This window comes from Vibrio breoganii (assembly GCF_001677275.1).
Classification (GTDB): Bacteria; Pseudomonadota; Gammaproteobacteria; order Enterobacterales; family Vibrionaceae; genus Vibrio; species Vibrio breoganii.
Genome location: NZ_CP016177.1, coordinates 1,129,119 through 1,146,898 on the forward strand (window position 1 = coordinate 1,129,119; position 17,780 = coordinate 1,146,898).

General features: G+C 45.2%; 16 protein-coding genes, 1 riboswitch and 1 other annotated feature. Of the genes, 11 read left to right on the forward strand and 5 right to left on the reverse strand.

The genetic code is table 11. The features are described from left to right. Positions 1-169: 169 nt before the first annotated feature. Together topA and A6E01_RS05255 are read left to right on the forward strand one after the other, a co-directional pair. Positions 170-2,803 carry a type I DNA topoisomerase gene (gene topA, locus A6E01_RS05250; protein ID WP_065209733.1) on the forward strand — a complete coding sequence of 878 codons (2,634 nt, stop codon included), beginning with the start codon at positions 170-172 and terminating at the stop codon, positions 2,801-2,803. Positions 2,804-2,984: 181 nt separating this feature from the next. Then, a complete protein-coding gene (locus A6E01_RS05255) occupies positions 2,985-4,289 on the forward strand; it encodes an inosine/guanosine kinase (protein WP_065209734.1) in 1,305 nt (434 codons plus the stop codon). A gap of 297 nt (positions 4,290-4,586) precedes the next feature. Here the strand turns inward: A6E01_RS05255 and A6E01_RS05260 are convergent, their stop codons facing one another. Beyond that, positions 4,587-5,009 carry an H-NS family histone-like protein gene (locus tag A6E01_RS05260; RefSeq protein ID WP_065209735.1) on the reverse strand — a complete coding sequence of 141 codons (423 nt, stop codon included), beginning with the start codon at positions 5,007-5,009 and terminating at the stop codon, positions 4,587-4,589. Between the two features lie 457 nt (positions 5,010-5,466). Next, positions 5,467-5,651, forward strand: a riboswitch (Lysine riboswitch). Between the two features lie 90 nt (positions 5,652-5,741). On the opposite strand from A6E01_RS05260, the gene A6E01_RS05265 reads away from it, so the two are divergent. The 9 genes from A6E01_RS05265 to hisIE all read left to right on the forward strand — a co-directional run bounded on the left by A6E01_RS05265 (position 5,742) and on the right by hisIE (position 14,931). Further along, entirely contained in the window at positions 5,742-7,337 is a 1,596-nt protein-coding gene (locus A6E01_RS05265) for a Na+/H+ antiporter NhaC family protein (protein WP_065209736.1), read from the forward strand. Positions 7,338-7,553: 216 nt separating this feature from the next. After that, positions 7,554-7,681: a sequence feature (His leader region), on the forward strand. Between the two features lie 45 nt (positions 7,682-7,726). Beyond that, positions 7,727-8,623 carry an ATP phosphoribosyltransferase gene (gene hisG, locus A6E01_RS05270; protein ID WP_017030330.1) on the forward strand — a complete coding sequence of 299 codons (897 nt, stop codon included), beginning with the start codon at positions 7,727-7,729 and terminating at the stop codon, positions 8,621-8,623. Between the two features lie 3 nt (positions 8,624-8,626). Continuing rightward, positions 8,627-9,922: a histidinol dehydrogenase gene (gene hisD, locus A6E01_RS05275; protein ID WP_065209737.1), complete on the forward strand. Its 1,296-nt coding sequence runs from the start codon at positions 8,627-8,629 to the stop codon at positions 9,920-9,922. 12 nt (positions 9,923-9,934) lie between these two features. Next, positions 9,935-10,987: a histidinol-phosphate transaminase gene (hisC, locus tag A6E01_RS05280; RefSeq protein ID WP_065209738.1), complete on the forward strand. Its 1,053-nt coding sequence runs from the start codon at positions 9,935-9,937 to the stop codon at positions 10,985-10,987. A gap of 27 nt (positions 10,988-11,014) precedes the next feature. Further along, positions 11,015-12,088, forward strand: a complete 1,074-nt coding sequence (gene hisB / locus A6E01_RS05285) for a bifunctional histidinol-phosphatase/imidazoleglycerol-phosphate dehydratase HisB (RefSeq protein WP_065209739.1) — start codon at positions 11,015-11,017, stop codon at positions 12,086-12,088. A gap of 3 nt (positions 12,089-12,091) precedes the next feature. Further along, positions 12,092-12,718, forward strand: a complete 627-nt coding sequence (gene hisH, locus A6E01_RS05290; protein ID WP_065209740.1) for an imidazole glycerol phosphate synthase subunit HisH — start codon at positions 12,092-12,094, stop codon at positions 12,716-12,718. Between the two features lie 32 nt (positions 12,719-12,750). After that, positions 12,751-13,488, forward strand: coding sequence for a 1-(5-phosphoribosyl)-5-[(5-phosphoribosylamino)methylideneamino]imidazole-4-carboxamide isomerase (gene hisA, locus A6E01_RS05295; RefSeq protein ID WP_065209741.1), 738 nt, complete (start codon positions 12,751-12,753; stop codon positions 13,486-13,488). Between the two features lie 37 nt (positions 13,489-13,525). Then, positions 13,526-14,299, forward strand: a complete 774-nt coding sequence (gene hisF / locus A6E01_RS05300) for an imidazole glycerol phosphate synthase subunit HisF (RefSeq protein WP_017030324.1) — start codon at positions 13,526-13,528, stop codon at positions 14,297-14,299. Then, positions 14,296-14,931, forward strand: a complete 636-nt coding sequence (hisIE, locus tag A6E01_RS05305) for a bifunctional phosphoribosyl-AMP cyclohydrolase/phosphoribosyl-ATP diphosphatase HisIE (protein WP_017030323.1) — start codon at positions 14,296-14,298, stop codon at positions 14,929-14,931. The genes hisF and hisIE overlap by 4 nt, the downstream gene beginning before the upstream one ends. Positions 14,932-14,983: 52 nt before the next feature. On the opposite strand, the gene A6E01_RS05310 is transcribed toward hisIE, so the two are convergent. The 4 genes from A6E01_RS05310 to A6E01_RS05325 form a co-directional block, all read right to left on the reverse strand. Next, positions 14,984-15,478 carry a YchJ family protein gene (locus A6E01_RS05310; RefSeq protein WP_017030322.1) on the reverse strand — a complete coding sequence of 165 codons (495 nt, stop codon included), beginning with the start codon at positions 15,476-15,478 and terminating at the stop codon, positions 14,984-14,986. A gap of 52 nt (positions 15,479-15,530) precedes the next feature. Further along, entirely contained in the window at positions 15,531-16,166 is a 636-nt protein-coding gene (locus A6E01_RS05315; protein ID WP_017030321.1) for an EAL and HDOD domain-containing protein, read from the reverse strand. A 244-nt stretch (positions 16,167-16,410) separates the two neighbouring features. Then, on the reverse strand, positions 16,411-17,130 hold the full coding sequence (gene lpxH / locus A6E01_RS05320; RefSeq protein ID WP_017030320.1) for a UDP-2,3-diacylglucosamine diphosphatase: 720 nt from the start codon (positions 17,128-17,130) through the stop codon (positions 16,411-16,413). A gap of 63 nt (positions 17,131-17,193) precedes the next feature. Next, complete coding sequence (locus tag A6E01_RS05325; protein WP_017030319.1) at positions 17,194-17,688, reverse strand: peptidylprolyl isomerase; 495 nt, start codon at positions 17,686-17,688, stop codon at positions 17,194-17,196. Positions 17,689-17,780: the final 92 nt, after the last annotated feature.

Genomic DNA, 17,780 nt, shown 5'->3' on the forward strand with positions numbered 1-17,780 from the left:
TAAATCCATCTATGGTCTATCCTGACTAGACTGGCTATTAAGCGCACAATTAGCACTAAAAGAGTAAAAATGGGTTGATTTTGAAAAAATCTCGCTCAATAGTAAAAAAAGAATCAAAAGTAGAGTTCGCACGTTTGCGGGCCAAAAACATAGGACAGAACGTTCAGTTATGGGTAAGTCTCTCGTTATAGTGGAGTCACCAGCTAAGGCAAAAACGATCAATAAATACCTTGGCAAAGACTTCATTGTTAAATCTAGTGTTGGTCACGTACGTGATCTACCTACTGCGGGTCAATCCAGCGGTAAAAAGGCTACGCCTGTATCCACCAAAGGAATGAGCGTAGAAGAAAAAGCACGCATTAAGAAAGAAAAAGATAAGAAAGCTCTGATCAAAAAGATGGGTATCGACCCATACCATGGTTGGGAAGCTAACTATCAAATCCTTCCTGGTAAAGAGAAGGTAGTTTCTGAACTGCAAAAACTCGCTAAAGACGCTGACTACGTTTATCTCGCAACCGATTTGGACCGCGAAGGAGAGGCTATCGCATGGCACCTTCGTGAGATCATCGGCGGCGATGAACAGCGATACAAGCGTGTAGTGTTTAACGAAATTACTAAAAATGCTATCCAGCAAGCGTTCGAAACTCCGGGCGAGTTGAACATGGATGGTGTTAATGCTCAGCAAGCGCGTCGCTTTATGGACCGCGTTGTGGGCTTTATGGTTTCACCGTTACTTTGGAAAAAGGTGGCTCGTGGTCTGTCTGCGGGTCGTGTTCAATCCGTTGCTACCAAGCTTGTGGTTGAGCGTGAACGCGAGATCAAGGCATTCACTCCTGAAGAATACTGGGACGTTCATGCGAATACGCTAACCAACAAGAGCGATGACTTCCGTTTGATGGTCGCTCAACGTGACGGACAAGCGTTCAAGCCGAGAAATGAAGCAGACACTAAAACCGCTTTAAACGTTTTAGAAAAAGCAGAGTACGAGGTTTGTAAGCGAGAAGACCGCCCAACGAAGAGCAAACCTTCGGCGCCTTACATCACATCGACGCTGCAGCAAGCGGCAAGTACGCGTTTGGGTTACGGCGTTAAGAAAACCATGATGCTGGCTCAACGTCTGTATGAAGCGGGTTACATTACCTATATGCGTACCGACTCCACTAACTTGAGTAGTGAAGCGGTAGAAAACTTACGCAGCTACATCGGTAGCGAATACGGTGATAAGTACCTACCTGCGAAGCCTATTACTTACGGAAGTAAAGAGGGCGCGCAAGAGGCGCACGAAGCGATCCGTCCTTCGAGCGTAGAAGTGAAGGTCGACGACCTAGCGGGCGTTGATGCTGATGCTCATAAGCTGTATGCACTGATTTGGAATCAGTTTGTGGCGTGTCAAATGACACCGGCACAATATGACTCGACAACCATCAGTGTTAAAGCGGCTGAATTTACCCTAAAAGCGAAAGGTCGAATCCTTAAGTTTGATGGTTGGACTCGCGTTCAGCGCCCTATGGGTAAGAACGAAGATCAGCTCCTTCCTGAGGTTAAACTGGGCGATAAGCTTTCACTGAAAGAGCTAGAACCCAAGCAACACTTTACTAAGCCACCGGCGCGCTTTACTGAAGCAGCCTTGGTTAAAGAGCTTGAGAAGCGCGGTATTGGTCGTCCATCAACGTACGCATCTATCATCTCGACCATTCAAGATCGTGGATACGTGAAGGTTGAACAGCGTCGCTTCTATGCTGAGAAAATGGGTGAGATTGTTTCAGATCGCTTGAACAATAGTTTCCTTGACCTGATGAACTACGACTTTACTGCCCGTATGGAGCAGAAACTCGATCAGATTGCAGAGGGCGATGCGACTTGGACTCAGGTTCTAGATAGCTTCTTCACTGATTTCTCATCTGAGTTAGAGAAAGCTGAGCTGGATGCAGACGAAGGCGGTATGGAACAAAATCATATCGTAATGACAGATATTGAATGTCCGACGTGTTCTCGCCCTATGGGTATCAGAACTGCGTCAACGGGTGTTTTCTTAGGGTGTTCGGGCTATGCGTTGCCACCGAAGGAGCGTTGCAAAACGACCATTAACCTCGGTGATGAAGATGGAATCATCAACGTTCTTGAAGAAGACCCAGAAACGGCTGCGCTACGTGCTAAACGTCGCTGTCCTATCTGTGAAACAGCGATGGATGCTTATCTAATTGATGATAAGCGTAAGCTTCATGTGTGTGGTAACAATCCAAACTGTGAAGGCTACGAGATCGAAAACGGTGAGTTTAAGGTCAAGGGCTATGATGGTCCTGTTGTTGAGTGTGATAAATGTGGTTCTGATATGGTGTTGAAAAACGGCCGTTTTGGTAAATACATGGATTGCACCAGCGAAACCTGTAAGAACACCCGTAAGATTTTGCGTAATGGCGAAGTTGCGCCACCAAAAGAAGATCCAGTGCACTTCCCTGAACTACCTTGTACTCAGTCGGATGCGTATTTTGTACTTCGTGATGGTGCTTCAGGTCTGTTCATGGCAGCAAGCAACTTCCCTAAATCCCGTGAAACTCGAGCGCCGTTAGTGGAAGAACTGTCTCGCTTTAAGGATCGCTTATCGCCTAAATTCCAGTATTTGGCGGATGCTCCTGTAGAGGATCCAGATGGTAGGCCAACAGTGGTTCGCTTTAGCCGTAAGAGCAAAGAGAACTATGTTCGTTCTGAAATCGATGGTAAGCCTTCTGGTTGGACTGGCTTATACATTGACGGTAAGTGGGAAATTACTGACAAGCGCAAAAAACCAAAAGCGAAGAGCTAGCGGTTTGCAGCCTGAATGACAAGAGCCAGTGCCGATGATTCGTGCGCTGGCTTTTTTGTTTAAAATTTGACCGAAAGAGTAATTTAATTCTGAGTTAAACGTTTGCGTTTTCATAGTGTGTTGAAGGTCACATTTCTAGCGTCTACAATTTGCAGTTCTATTCCCCTAACATAGAACTCGAATGAAATTTCCAGGCCAACGCAAATCTAAGCACTACTTTCCAGTCAATACCTCTGATCCATTAGTTCCGAAAACACAATCTGATGACGGTGCTCATAGCACCTATGTTGTGGGAATTGATCAGACGTTAGTAGATATAGAAGCTACGGTGTCCGATGACTTCATTAGCAAGTTCAATCTTAGTAAGGGGCATTCGTTAGTCATTGACGACCAAACCGCAGAGTCTCTGTATAACGAACTTAAACAGCAGCAATTGATCACTAACGAATATGCGGGTGGCACCATTGGTAACACCTTGCACAACTATTCAGTATTAGCAGATGATAAGTCTATCTTGCTTGGCGTAATGAGTGCTGAAATTAAAATTGGTAGTTATGGCTTTCGCTATTTGTGTAACACTTCTAGCCGAATGGATCTTAACTACCTACAAGGTGTGAATGGCGCTATTGGCCGCTGCTTTACCCTTATCTCGGATGGGGGAGAGCGTACCTTTGCCATTAGCGAAGGTCAGATGAACCAACTTCGCGCTGAGAGTATTCCAGAGTCTATTTTCCCTGACGCAGCCGCTCTTGTGCTGACCTCATACCTAGTTCGTTGCAAAGAGGGTGACCCTATGCCTGAAGCAACGATGAAGGCTGTCGAGTATGCGAAAAAGCACGACGTACCTGTTGTATTAACCCTAGGCACAAAATTTGTTATTCAGGATGACCCGCAATTCTGGATTGATTTTATTTCAGAGAACGTTTCTGTTGTGGCAATGAACGAAGAAGAGGCGGAGGCGCTGACAGGCCTGAGCGACCCTTTGTTAGCTGCTGATAAAGTATTGGACTGGGCTGACTTAGTACTGTGTACTGCGGGCCCTGTGGGACTATTTATGGCAGGCTACACTGAGGAGAGTGCTAAGCGCGAAACCTCACTGCCGCTTCTACCAGGAGAAATCGCAGAATTTAACCGCTATGAATTCAGTCGCCCTGCTTTAAAATCGGCGTGTACTACTCCTTTTAAAGTCTACTCTCACATCGCACCATATATGGGTGGTCCAGAGAAGATTAAGAACACCAATGGAGCAGGGGATGCGGCTTTATCTGCTTTGTTACATGATTTGTCAGCAAATAGATTCCATAAGCAGAATATTCCTAACTCAAGTAAACATGAGCACGAATATTTGACTTACTCTTCTTTTTCTCAGGTTTGTAAATATTCTAATCGCGCCAGTTATGAAGTTTTAGCGCAGCATTCACCTCGTTTATCTCGTGGATTACCAGAGCGAGAAGATAGCCTAGAAGAGGCGTACTGGGAAAGGTAATATTCTGTAATTAAATTAAGGCTCCGATAGGGGCCTTTTTACATAGAGCTGACAATTAACGTTTATTTGTGCTTTAGAGGGATTGGGATTAAAAATACCTAGTGGTACTGGGTAGTACAAGAGCTTACAAACTTATCGGTATTGCAGTCGATATAGCTCTGTTCAATGATTTAATATCATTCCTTTATCTATTGTTATTTTTTTGTGCTTAAGATTGCATATATTGGTTAATTGAAGGCATAAAAAAGCTCCCGAGTAGGGAGCTTAATTCAATCTAATGCAAATCTAGTATTTAAATTATGCTTTGATTAGGAAAGAGTCTAGAGACTTACCTTCATCAAGTTGTTTTTGGATTGCAGAAGGCGTACGGCCTTGACCAGTCCAAGTTTTAGTTGCACCACTTTCATTTACGTATTCGTATTTAGCAGGACGTGGAGCGCGTTTAGATTTTGCTTTACCCGCTTTAGCTGTAGAATCACCAGTAACTGCTGCTACTAGATCTTCAATATCAATGCCTTCTTTAAGAAGTTGTTGAGCATATTCTGCTAGTTTCTTTTCTTTTTCTTCACGTGCTGCACGTTCTTCAGCTTCGTTTTCACGACGTTCTTCTACAACAGTCGTTAATTTATCTAAAGCTTCTTCTAGTTGTTCAAAAGTTAGTTCACGAGAGAAAGCGCGAAGACTACGGATATTTAGAAGTGTTTTAGTGATTTCAGACATTTTTTGATCCCATCAGATTTATACAGCAAACAAATGTTGCCTAAGTAAAGTGCACAGATGTGCCACAGAATAAGTCAATTATATAAGAGCTTTTCAAATAGTTAAATATAAAATAAATAAAATTTCAAAAATAATAAGAAACAAAAGATTGGAAAATAAAAGGAATTTTTAAACTTACATAAATTAATCGGTACTATTCAAAGTAAAGTTTCTTAACTTAAATCTCTTTATAGAGCTTTAACTCTATTTATTGGGTGGCAATACTGATTAGCTAACTACCTGATCTTCAAGGCTAAATCTATATGGGTGAGATTTTGAAGCTGGACTACTCATGCTTGGATACTGCTTCCGAATGAAGTGTTGCCACTTTATGTTGCATTTTCTATTTAACTCAGTAGAATGCGTCGCTCCTAGATCATCTAGTAGCATATTACATTTTGTAAGTTGCGTAACTAGGGGATGAGGTAGAGGCGCAGATACTATCAGTAGCTAACAATAGAGTGATGTCGTTGTAATTGTTAGTGAAAGGAGTAGCTGCCGAAATGAGTAATCCAATCAAGGTTGCTTGTTGGGGTTATTTCCGAAAGGAATAACACTGCCATAGTCTATTGTGTTGTTAAACTATGGAGCGCTACTGTGGGGTAACCTGTCGCCTGATGGGTTGCTTATTCAACATCATGTCGAATACCTATCTACAGTAGATCTCTTACCAAATTTGGTATTAAGAAGATCATGAATTTAATGGATTTTGCTACATCGCCTGTTTCTTTATTGCCCCCATTATTGGCTTTAGGGCTGGCTATTATTACTCGTCGCGTACTGCTTTCTTTGGGTACCGGTATCGTCCTTGGCGGTTTCCTTTTAGCTGATTACTCCGTAACTGGAGCAGCGGGTTACATTTTTGACACCGTTTATGGCGTATTCATTGAAGACGGCAGTATCAACTCATGGAATATGAGTATTGTTGGGTTTCTATTACTACTAGGCATGATGACAGCATTGCTGACATTGTCTGGTGGTACTCGCGCATTTGCTGAGTGGGCTCAGTCTCGCGTGAAAAGCAAGCGTGGCTCTAAGCTACTTGCTGCTTTCCTAGGTGTGTTCATCTTTATTGATGATTACTTCAACAGCCTTGCTGTTGGCGCGGTTGCTCGTCCTGTGACAGACCGCTTCTACGTTTCAAGAGCAAAACTTGCCTACATTCTTGATTCGACAGCTGCGCCTATGTGTGTGCTGATGCCCGCTTCAAGCTGGGGTGCATACATAATGACGATCATTGGTGGCATCCTTGTTAGCCACAACATGACCGAATATTCTGCACTGGGCGCTTACGTTCGTCTTATCCCAATGAACTTCTATGCCGTGTTTGCACTGCTTATGGTATTCGCTGTAGCCTGGTTTAAGATTGATGTCGGTGCGATGCGTCACCATGAGATTGAAGCATCTCAAGGTCGCGGTTTCGAAAAAGACGAAGAAGCAGAAGGCTCTCACTTAATTGATGAAGAGCTGGATATTGAGCAAAGCTCTCGCGGTTCAGTTACAGACCTTATCCTTCCAATCGTTACTTTGATCGTAGCGACAGTGGCGGCAATGATGTATACCGGCGGCCTAGCTCTGGCTGAAGATGGTATTGCATTCAACGTGCTAGGCGCGTTTGAGAACACTGATGTAGGGACTTCTCTTATCTATGGTGGTCTCGTTGGTATTGTCGTGGCACTTGCAACCGTATTGCGTCAGGGCTTGCCTGCAGTTCAGGTTAGCCGTGCATTGTGGATTGGTGCGAAATCTATGTTTGGCGCAATTCTAATCCTAGTTTTTGCATGGTCTATTGGTAGCGTAATTGGTGACATGAAGACAGGTTCTTACTTATCGTCAATGGCACAGCAAGCGAACATCAATGCAGGCTGGTTGCCAGTCATCCTATTCTTACTAGCGGGTGTGATGGCATTCTCTACCGGTACTTCTTGGGGTACGTTCGGTATTATGCTGCCAATCGCCGGTGACATGGCGGGAGCGACAGACCTTGCGCTAATGCTTCCTATGTTGGGCGCTGTACTGGCAGGTTCAGTCTTTGGCGACCACTGTTCACCTATCTCTGACACCACTATTTTGTCATCTACGGGTGCGCGTTGTAATCACATCGACCACGTTTCAACTCAGCTGCCGTATGCGCTCTCTGTAGCGCTTATTTCTTGCGTGGGCTTTATCACCCTAGGTATGACGACCTCAGTGGCGATTTCGTTTGCAGCATCAAGTGTGGCTTTCGTGGTGGTATGCTTTGTACTTTCAACGCTGTCTCGCTCTAAGATGACTTGCCAAAAGGCATAGTGCGTCTAAGCACAGAGTGAAATGATGATTAAAAAGGAAGCTTTGCTTCCTTTTTTTGTAAACGGTATTTTACGTTTCGGTCGAACCCTAAGTAAATTTACCCTGAAATCGAATTTTTCATAACTAAACGGTTGCAAAGTTTGATCTGCTTAGTTAGTGTGTTTGTAAGCCAATTGAATAAGCCTTTAAGAACATGCGCCGACAAGATATGAACCTTCATCATCACCATCACCCACACTAGTCTTTCGGGCGAGTTGCGCGTATCCGGGAGACAATGCTCTCGGAGGTTGAATCAAGAATTCAGATTTAAACCCTTGGGAGCCTAGCCCCAAGGGTTTTTTCATTTTTACACGATTTACAAATTAGAATATCAGCACAGGGAATCTGCAATGCAAACACAACGTCTAAGAATTGCTATTCAAAAGAAAGGTCGACTTAGCAAAGAATGTCAGGAATTACTCAAGAAGAGTGGCGTTAAATTCAACATCATGGGAGAGCGTCTAGTCGCTCATTCGTTAAACACACCGATCGATCTTCTGTTGGTGCGCGATGACGATATCCCGGGTCTTATCATGGATGGTGTTGTTGATTTAGGTTTCATTGGTGAGAACGAATTAGAAGAGGTTCGCCTTGATCGCAAAGCGCAAGGACAACCAAGCGCCTTTAAGACACTGCGTCGCCTAGATTTTGGCGGTTGCCGCTTATCTATCGCTGTGGATAAAGAGATGGAATACGCAGGTCCTCAAGACCTAGCCGGTAAACGCATTGCAACAAGCTACCCACACTTGCTTAAGGCGTACATGGACACGCAAGGCATCGAATTTAGCACCTGTATGCTAACCGGTTCTGTAGAAGTGGCTCCTCGTGCGGGTCTTGCTGACGGCATTGCTGACTTAGTGTCTACTGGCGCGACGTTAGAAGCGAATGGCCTAAAAGAAGCCGAAGTTATCTTCCGTTCAAAAGCGACACTGATTCAACGTGACGGCGAGTTTGACCAAGAGAAACTAGACCTTATCGATAAACTGCTCACTCGCATGCAGGGCGTGCAGCAAGCCAAAGAATCTAAATACATCATGCTTCACGCGCCTCTTGATCGCTTAGAAGAAGTCACTGCGCTACTTCCAGGTGCTGAAGACCCAACAGTACTGCCTTTATCTAACGATAAGTCTAAAGCCGCTATTCACCTAGTAAGCTCAGAAAATCTGTTCTGGGAAACTATGGAGCAGCTTAAAGAGTTGGGTGCAAGCTCAATCCTAGTGCTACCTATTGAGAAAATGATGGAGTAGGTGATGAGAACGGTTACTTGGGAATCATTAAGTAAAGAGCAGCAAAGCGCTGTTCTGCAGCGCCCAGCCATTGCTGAGGGTGCAAACATTACCGCCGCAGTCTCTGCGGTAGTCGACAGCGTTAAAAAAGACGGTGATAAGGCACTGCTGGAGCTTACAGAGAAGTTTGATGGTATTCGCCCAGACAGTATCCGCGTCTCTAATGCCGACATCGATGCCGCCTCTGAGCGTCTGTCTGAAGAGATGAAGGCTGCGCTTAACCAAGCGTACCAAAACATCGCAAAGTTTCACCAAGCGCAGAAACCAACGCCAATAAAGGTAGAAACTCAGCCGGGTGTGGTATGCGAGCAAGTAACGCGTCCTATTAATACGGTCGGTTTGTATATTCCCGGTGGTAGCGCACCATTACCATCAACGGTATTGATGCTTGGCGTGCCAGCGCAAATTGCAGGCTGCAACAAGGTTGTATTGTGCTCACCTCCGCCGATCGCCGATGAAATCCTGTATGTGGCTAAGCTGTGTAATATCGACGAAGTGTATAACCTAGGTGGTGGACAAGCGATTGCGGCTATGGCCTATGGCACGGACACGGTAGCCAAGGTTGACAAGATCTTCGGACCAGGCAACGCGTATGTTACAGAAGCTAAGCGTCAAGTGAGCAATGATTTTCGCGGTGCAGGCATTGATATGCCAGCAGGTCCTTCAGAGGTGCTAGTCATTGCCGATGAAACTGCAGACGCTGACTTTATTGCCGCAGATCTATTGAGCCAAGCAGAGCACGGCCCGGACTCTCAAGTTGTTCTTGTGACGCCTTCAGTGCTGATTGCTGACCAAGTGACCGACGCAGTTCAGCGCCAGCTGCAGTTACTGTCTCGCAAAGATATCGCTCAGCAAGCTCTAGCTTCTAGCTTAATCATCATTGCTGAATCAGTGACTCAAGCCATCGCTATCTCGAACTACTACGGCCCTGAGCACTTAATTGTTCAGACTAAGAACCCACGTGAGTTAGTGCCACTTCTTGATAATGCTGGCTCTATCTTCTTAGGTGACTGGTCTCCAGAGTCTGTGGGTGATTATGCATCGGGCACCAACCACGTACTGCCAACATATGGCTATACGCGCACGTACTCTAGCCTTGGTTTAGCAGACTTTAGTAAACGCATGACGGTACAAGAGCTGAGCGCAGATGGCTTAAGACTATTAGCACCAACGGTTGTGACTATGGCCGACGCTGAAGGTCTTGATGCCCACAAACGCGCTGTGACCATACGCGTAGAAAAACTGTTATCGGCTGAGTAGGAGAGATTGAACATGGAAAAGTTAGCTCGTAAACAAGTTCAGGCTCTTACTCCGTATCTCTCGGCTCGCCGCATTGGTGGTTCGGGGGATGTATGGCTAAACGCCAATGAATCACCGTTTGATAATGCCTACACACTTGAGGCTTCTCGCCTAAATCGTTATAGCGAATGTCAGCCTCCACAGTTGATTGAAGCTTATGCCGCTTATGCTGGCGTTACACCACAACAAGTGTTGACCTCGCGCGGTGCCGATGAAGGCATCGAACTGCTTATCCGTGCGTTTTGTGAGCCGGGCGAAGACGCAATTCTATACTGTCCACCTACCTATGGCATGTATGCCATTAGCGCCGAGACGATTGGGGTTGAGCGTAAGACAGTGCCTCTCACACAAGAGTGGCAGTTGAACTTGGAATCCATCGAGCAAAACCTCGATGCGGTGAAACTGGTCTTTGTTTGCTCGCCGAACAACCCAACGGGGAACTTAATCAATCGTGAAGATATTGTCTCTCTACTTGAGATGACAAAAGATAAAGCGATTGTGGTGATGGACGAAGCCTATATCGATTTCTGCCCAGAAGCGTCTACGGTTGATCTTCTGAGCCAATATCCAAACCTTGCCATCTTGCGCACCATGTCTAAAGCCTTTGCGCTTGCGGGTCTGCGTTGTGGGTTTACCTTGGCAAATGAGGCGCTGATTCAGGTACTACTTAAGGTGATTGCACCTTACCCAGTGCCAGTGCCAGTGGCGGATATTGCTTCATCTGCCTTGTCCAAAGAAGGGCTTGAGCGTGCAATGACGCAGATTTCAATCCTAAATGATAACCGAGCATTCTTAGAGGGTGAGTTACAGGCCCTCCCTGATGTGACGGTATTTGCCGGATTTGGTAATTACTTGTTGGTGCGCTTTAGCGATGGCGATGCGTTATTTAAAGCCGCTTGGGATGCAGGTATTATCTTGCGTAACTCCCCAATTAAAGACTGCGTGCGTATCAGCATTGGCAGTCGTGAAGAATGTGAAAAGACGCTGAATTTTATTAAGCAACAATTGGCTCAATTTGCTGCGTAGGACGCCGAATTAGAAAAAGGAATAATAATGAGCAACTCCCAAAAGATTTTATTTATCGACCGCGATGGCACCTTAATTGTTGAGCCACCGGTAGATTTTCAAGTAGACCGCCTAGACAAACTCAAGTTTGAACCTTTGGTGATCCCAAGTCTACTAACCCTCCAAGATGCGGGATACCGCCTTGTTATGGTGACCAACCAAGACGGCTTAGGCACAGATAGCTACCCGCAGGCTGACTTTGATGCGCCTCACGACTTGATGATGCACCTTTTTGAATCTCAAGGCGTACGCTTTGATGATGTGCTTATCTGTCCGCACTTTGAAGAAGACAACTGCTCTTGCCGCAAGCCAAAGCTTGGTATGGTGAAAGAGTACCTGCAATCAGGCAAGGTAGACTTTAAAACATCGGCTGTGATTGGCGATCGTATGACAGACCTTCAACTCGCCGAAAATATGGCGATACAGGGTATCCAGTACAATCCTGAAACGCTAAACTGGCCTGCTATCGTCAAGATGTTGACTACCAATCCTCGCATTGCAGAGGTCGTACGTACCACCAAGGAAACGGACATTCGTGTTGCGGTAAACCTTGATGAAGCGGGCGGCAACAAGATTGAGACTGGCCTTGGGTTTTTCGACCACATGCTAGACCAAATAGCCACACACGGCGGCTTCCAGCTCAAGCTATCTGTTGATGGTGACCTGCACATCGACGATCACCACACCGTAGAAGATACGGCACTGGCCCTAGGCCAAGCTATCAAAGAAGCTTTGGGTGATAAGCGTGGTATCGGCCGCTTCGGCTTTAGCCTGCCAATGGATGAGTGTTTGGCGCAGTGTAGCCTAGACCTTTCTGGTCGTGCTTTCCTAAAGTTTGATGCCAAATTTAGCCGCGAAGAGGTTGGCGGTTTCTCAACGGAGATGGTGGTTCACTTCTTCCGCTCTCTTGCTGATGGCATGGCGTGTACGCTACACCTGTCGTCAACGGGTGATAACGATCACCACATCATCGAGAGCTTGTTTAAAGCATTTGGCCGTACTTTGCGCCAAGCGATCAAGGTTGAAGGTACTGAGCTACCAAGTAGCAAAGGGATGTTGTAAGAGATGAGTGTGGAAAATCAATCGCAAACTGTTGTGATCATTGATACCGGCTGTGCAAACGTATCTTCAGTACGCTTTGCTATCGAACGCTTAGGCTTTGATGTGTCAGTATCAAAAGACCCAGACGTAGTGCTAGGGGCTGACAAGCTGTTTTTGCCTGGCGTTGGCACCGCTAGTGAGGCAATGCAAAACCTTAAACAGCGCAATCTGATTGAGCTGGTTAAGCAGGTAGAAAAGCCGATGCTAGGCATCTGCTTAGGTATGCAGCTTCTTGGGAAACTGTCTGAAGAAAAAGGCCAAAAAGCCGATGAGATTGTACCCTGCCTTGGCCTTTGTGAAGGAGAAGTGCGCAAGCTAGACAGTAAAGACTTTCCTCTGCCTCACATGGGCTGGAACACAGTGTCGGCGGCAGAAGGCCACCCTTTGTTTAAGGGGATTGAGTCAGGAGAGTACTTTTACTTTGTGCACAGCTTTGCGATGCCAGTAGGGGACTACACCATTGCCAGTTGTGACTACGGCAGTCGCTTTAGCGCAGCAATTCAGAGTGGCAACTACTATGGTGTTCAGTTTCACCCAGAGCGCTCTTCAAAGGCTGGCTCACAACTGATTAAAAACTTTTTAGAGCTGTAAGGCTTTAAATCTTTCGACTTTAGGGACTAGAAGTGATTATTCCAGCATTAGATTTAATTGAAGGTCAGGTAGTCAGATTATACCAAGGTGACTACGGACAAGTAACAGAGTACAAGGTAGACCCGGCAGAGCAGTTCAACCTCTATCATCAAGCGGGTGCTAACTGGTTACATTTGGTTGACCTAACGGGCGCAAAAGATACCAGTGCACGTCAGCTTGATCTTATCGGCCGACTTCTGAAAAGCACCCCAGCTAAGATTCAAATCGGTGGCGGCGTTCGTACAGAGCAAGACGTCATTGATTTGCTCGATGCCGGCGCAGAGCGAGTGGTTGTAGGTTCAACCGCCGTTAAGCAACCAGAGCTGGTCAAAGGCTGGATGGAAAAATACGGCCCTGAACATATTGTCCTAGCGCTGGATGTCAACATAGACAAAGAAGGCAATCGCAAGGTTGCGGTATCAGGATGGCAAGAAGACTCAGGCGTGACGATTGAAGCGCTTATTGAAGACTTTTTAACCGTTGGCTTAAAGCATGTACTTTGTACTGATATTTCAAAAGACGGCACTTTGACGGGCTCCAATGTAGAGCTGTATGTCGACCTGTGTAAGCTGTATCCACAAGTGCATTTTCAATCCTCTGGTGGTATCGGAAGCCTGGCGGATATTGAAGCACTAAAGGATACCGGCGTGCGTGGTGTCATCGTGGGACGCGCCTTGCTTGATGGCAAGTTTACCGCAGAACAAGCATTTGCGAGCTGGGAAACAGCCTAGTCATTGAGTTTAAGCTTTTAAAAGGATTACAGGTATTATGTTAGCGAAGCGAATAATTCCTTGTTTAGATGTCCGCGATGGACAAGTTGTAAAGGGTGTTCAGTTTAGAAACCATGAAATCATTGGTGACATTGTTCCCTTGGCTCAGCGTTATGCCGAAGAGGGCGCTGATGAGTTGGTGTTCTATGATATTACCGCCTCTAGTGATGGCCGTGTAGTAGACAAGAGCTGGGTTGCTCGTGTTGCTGAGGTGATTGATATTCCGTTTTGTGTTGCTGGTGGCATAAAGTCCGCTGAAGACGCCTCTCGTATTTTAGAGTTTGGCGCTGATAAGGTATCCATCAATTCTCCAGCCTTGGCTGATCCAGGATTGATTACTCACTTAGCGGACAAATTCGGCGTGCAGTGTATTGTTGTTGGTATTGATTCGTACTTTGATAAAGAGACGGGTAAGTATCAGGTGTACCAATTCACTGGAGACGAAGCGAGAACCAAAGCGACTCAATGGGAAACCAAAGATTGGGTGCAAGAGGTGCAAAAGCGTGGCGCGGGTGAAATTGTGTTGAACATGATGAACCAAGACGGTGTTCGCAATGGCTACGATGTTACTCAGCTGAACATGGTGCGTGAGGTATGTAAGGTACCTTTGATTGCATCAGGTGGCGCAGGCGCTATGGAACACTTTGCAGAAGCCTTCAATAAAACCAATGTGGATGGTGCGTTAGCCGCTTCTGTATTCCACAAGCAAATCATCAATATTGGTGAATTAAAACAATACCTTAAGACCCAAGCAGTAGAGGTGAGAATATGAGTTTTGCAGCAGCTGAAGTAACGACATTAGCTGAAAGAATTGACTGGGATAAGGTTGATGGCTTGGTGCCTGCCATTGTTCAGGACTTCACTTCTAGCCAAGTATTGATGATGGGTTACATGAACCCAGAGGCATTGCAGAAAACGGGCGAAACTGGAAATGTGACCTTTTTCTCACGCACTAAGCAGCGTCTGTGGACTAAGGGTGAAACCTCTGGCAACGTACTGCAGCTTAAAAACATCGCGCTAGATTGCGACAACGACACCCTGCTGGTGAAGGTAGCGCCAATTGGTCCTACTTGCCACACTGGCACAACAACCTGCTGGGATGCAGACTCTCAAGAAGAATCGCAAATGGTGTGGCTTCATCAGCTCGAGACTTTATTGGCCGAGCGCAAATCAGCCGATCCTGATTCTTCCTACACCGCTAGTTTATATGCCCGTGGCACCAAGCGTATTTCGCAGAAAGTGGGCGAAGAAGGCGTTGAAGTCGCGCTTGCGGCGACGTCGGGCGATAAGGCGGAACTAGTGTGTGAGTCTGCGGACCTGATTTATCACTTGATTGTGCTACTTCAAGACCAAGGCTTATCGCTAAATGACGTGGTGAACAAGCTTAAAGAGCGTCATAAATAATAATTAGCCAATTCAATTTAAAAGGCCATCTCAAAAGAGATGGCCTTTTCATTTAACTACCGCAGCACTTTTTATATTTCTTGCCACTACCGCAGACACAAGGGTCATTACGGCCAATTTCTCTCTTCTTCACTGGAAGAGGGTAGTCATACATCTCACCATCAATATAAAACCACTGGCCGTCTTCTTTAACGAAACGTGATTTCTCTGTGAAACTGTATTGGCGTTTATCTTCGATAAAGTAGGCATTAAAGGTGACGTAACCTTCATAGTCATCTTTACCAGGCTCTGTACTCACTACCTCTAGTTTTTTCCAATCACCATGAACGGATTCAGCAATGGCGTCGGCTTCCGCTGCAGCGTTGCAACTAGGATGGTAGGTGTGCACCACAAAATCCACGAGTCTTAATTCGTGCGCACAATAGCGAGCGCGCATTAGTTGCTCAGGCGTAAAGGCATTGCTTGGGTCGGTATGGATAGGCTGGCAGCAGTCTTGATAAGCCTTTTGGCTATGACAACGGCAAAGGGAAGTGGCTAATTCGCTCATTAAGGCTTCATAATTGTGTTATTTGTACCAATTATAACACCGATAATTGAGATTATTTATTGCTGATTGACGAACGCTTATCCGCAAAGGAAATAAATTGATGTTGTGGATTTTGCAGTGCTTCATTGGCCGCAATAGTATTCGGCAATTCGTAGACAGTCTCTGAACTCAGGGCTTTGTGGTTCAATTCTTGATACACCTGCCTGTACCAAAGTGGATAAGACTCATTTAATACGTGTTTTTCAAACATCTCGGGTATGGAAAGATAATAGCCTTGAAATAGATCGAAGCCCGCATTCAGTGCCTGTAAATACTGGTGTTCATGCTCAATTTTTTCTGCAATAAATCGAATGTTTAGGTGTTTGTTAGCCTCGATAAAAAGATGAGAATCGAAAAGAGAGTACTGCTTTATATCAATCTTGATAATGGAAATAAATGGAATAACCGGATCCCATTCTGGAGATGGAATAAAGTCATCCAGTGCAATCTGATAACCCTTTGCGTGTAGATCTTTAATGGCTTCGATTAACTCAGCGCTTGGCGAATCGCCCTCTAATACCTCAACAACGATATTTTCAGGTGGCAGACATAACGGTAGGCCATTTATTATGCAATCATGGCTAAAGTTAATATAACCCGTGACATTATTTAGCAGTAAACGTGAATGGTCTAATAAAAGATCAACCATTATGGAACGAGTTGCATAATTGGCGTTAACTTTTGGATAACGATTTAAATGGCTTTGTCTATACAGCAACTCATAGGCTACTGTATTGCCATTGCGGTCAGAAATCGATTGTCGAGCAATATATGAACTATACACAAAAATTATCGGCTATCACAAAAATGTCACATTAGATAATAGACACAAATTATGAATTAAAAATGATTTTTGTCTAAAAATGCCTATTTGGTAGTATTAATAATTCAATTTATAGAGGTTGATTGAATAAATTAAGGTCATCCTTGGTGACTTCAAGGATTGAAGCTTCAGTAAACCAGTCCCCAAGAACGATGCGTTGTCTAATTCCATCGGCATCTAATGGGTGGATATCTTGGCGGTGAGTATGGCCGTGAATAAGCCATTTTGCATTGTGACGTTGCATAGCATCAATAACCGCCTGCTGATTCACATCCATAATATCATAGGATTTGGATTGCTTGTCATCATTGGCATTATTCTGCACTTTCTTAACCAGTTTACGGCGAAAGGATAGGGGAACTCGGTTGTAAATCCACTGCAACCATTTAAGGTGCATCTTCTTACGGAACTCTTGGTATTTAACATCATCGGTGCATAGGGTATCGCCATGCATGATTAAGGTTGGAGTGCCATAAAGGTCGATTAAGGTTTCATCGCCTAAAAGCTTTGCCCCGCTTTTACGCTCAAATCTCTTGCCCACTAAGAAGTCGCGGTTGCCTTGGACAAAAAAGCATGGCGTTCCTGAGTCTACAAGCGTTCTTATCTCATTGGTTACTGTGTTGTTTAGCGGAGAATCATCATCGTCTCCAACCCAGAACTCAAAAAGATCCCCAAGAATATAAACCGCGTCTGAATTCGCTGCTTCTTCACGCATAAAGCGTACGAAAGCGTCCGTCATGTCGCTGCGATTGGGAGTAAGGTGTAGATCTGAGATAAAGAGAGTGCGCATTGGGAGAGGGTTCCATTGGAGAGAATAAACCGCCCAAGCCAAGCTTGGACGGTTTGAAAGCTATTACTCAGTGATAGTAGTGCCAGTAATAATAACTTCTTCTAGAGGAACATCTTGGTGCATACCCATGCTACCAGTGCTCACGCCTTTGATTTTGTTTACTACATCCATGCCTTCAGTCACTTTACCGAATACACAGTAACCCCAGCCGTTCATGTCTTCTGATTTGAAGTCCAAGAAAGTGTTGTTGTTAATGTTGATAAAGAACTGTGAGCTAGCAGAATGCGGTTCCATAGTACGCGCCATTGCGATAGTACCAACAGCGTTGCTTAGACCGTTGTTTGCTTCGTTCTTGATAGTGTCGCGAGTGGGTTTTTCACGCAAGCCAGAAGTCATACCGCCGCCTTGGATCATAAAACCATCGATAACACGGTGGAAAAGAGTGTTGTCGTAAAAACCATCTTTACAATACTGAGCGAAGTTTGCCGCTGTCGCAGGTGCTGCTTCGTGGTTCAGTTCTAGAGTGATGTCACCGTGATTGGTGTGAAGGGTGATCATAAGAGCGTCCTTAACGTTTATTTAGTAGATAAATCGAATCAAATTCTAACCAAACTCTCAGCACAATCAACTGCTATCCGAGTTTTATGTTA

Coding starts and splice junctions, on each gene's coding strand:
- topA (WP_065209733.1), top strand. CDS start 170: ATGGGTAAGTCTCTCGTTATAGTGGAGTCACCAGCTAAGGCAAAAACG.
- A6E01_RS05255 (WP_065209734.1), top strand. CDS start 2,985: ATGAAATTTCCAGGCCAACGCAAATCTAAGCACTACTTTCCAGTCAAT.
- A6E01_RS05260 (WP_065209735.1), bottom strand. CDS start 5,009: ATGTCTGAAATCACTAAAACACTTCTAAATATCCGTAGTCTTCGCGCT.
- A6E01_RS05265 (WP_065209736.1), top strand. CDS start 5,742: ATGAATTTAATGGATTTTGCTACATCGCCTGTTTCTTTATTGCCCCCA.
- hisG (WP_017030330.1), top strand. CDS start 7,727: ATGCAAACACAACGTCTAAGAATTGCTATTCAAAAGAAAGGTCGACTT.
- hisD (WP_065209737.1), top strand. CDS start 8,627: ATGAGAACGGTTACTTGGGAATCATTAAGTAAAGAGCAGCAAAGCGCT.
- hisC (WP_065209738.1), top strand. CDS start 9,935: ATGGAAAAGTTAGCTCGTAAACAAGTTCAGGCTCTTACTCCGTATCTC.
- hisB (WP_065209739.1), top strand. CDS start 11,015: ATGAGCAACTCCCAAAAGATTTTATTTATCGACCGCGATGGCACCTTA.
- hisH (WP_065209740.1), top strand. CDS start 12,092: ATGAGTGTGGAAAATCAATCGCAAACTGTTGTGATCATTGATACCGGC.
- hisF (WP_017030324.1), top strand. CDS start 13,526: ATGTTAGCGAAGCGAATAATTCCTTGTTTAGATGTCCGCGATGGACAA.
- hisIE (WP_017030323.1), top strand. CDS start 14,296: ATGAGTTTTGCAGCAGCTGAAGTAACGACATTAGCTGAAAGAATTGAC.
- A6E01_RS05310 (WP_017030322.1), bottom strand. CDS start 15,478: ATGAGCGAATTAGCCACTTCCCTTTGCCGTTGTCATAGCCAAAAGGCT.
- A6E01_RS05315 (WP_017030321.1), bottom strand. CDS start 16,166: ATGGTTGATCTTTTATTAGACCATTCACGTTTACTGCTAAATAATGTC.
- lpxH (WP_017030320.1), bottom strand. CDS start 17,130: ATGCGCACTCTCTTTATCTCAGATCTACACCTTACTCCCAATCGCAGC.
- A6E01_RS05325 (WP_017030319.1), bottom strand. CDS start 17,688: ATGATCACCCTTCACACCAATCACGGTGACATCACTCTAGAACTGAAC.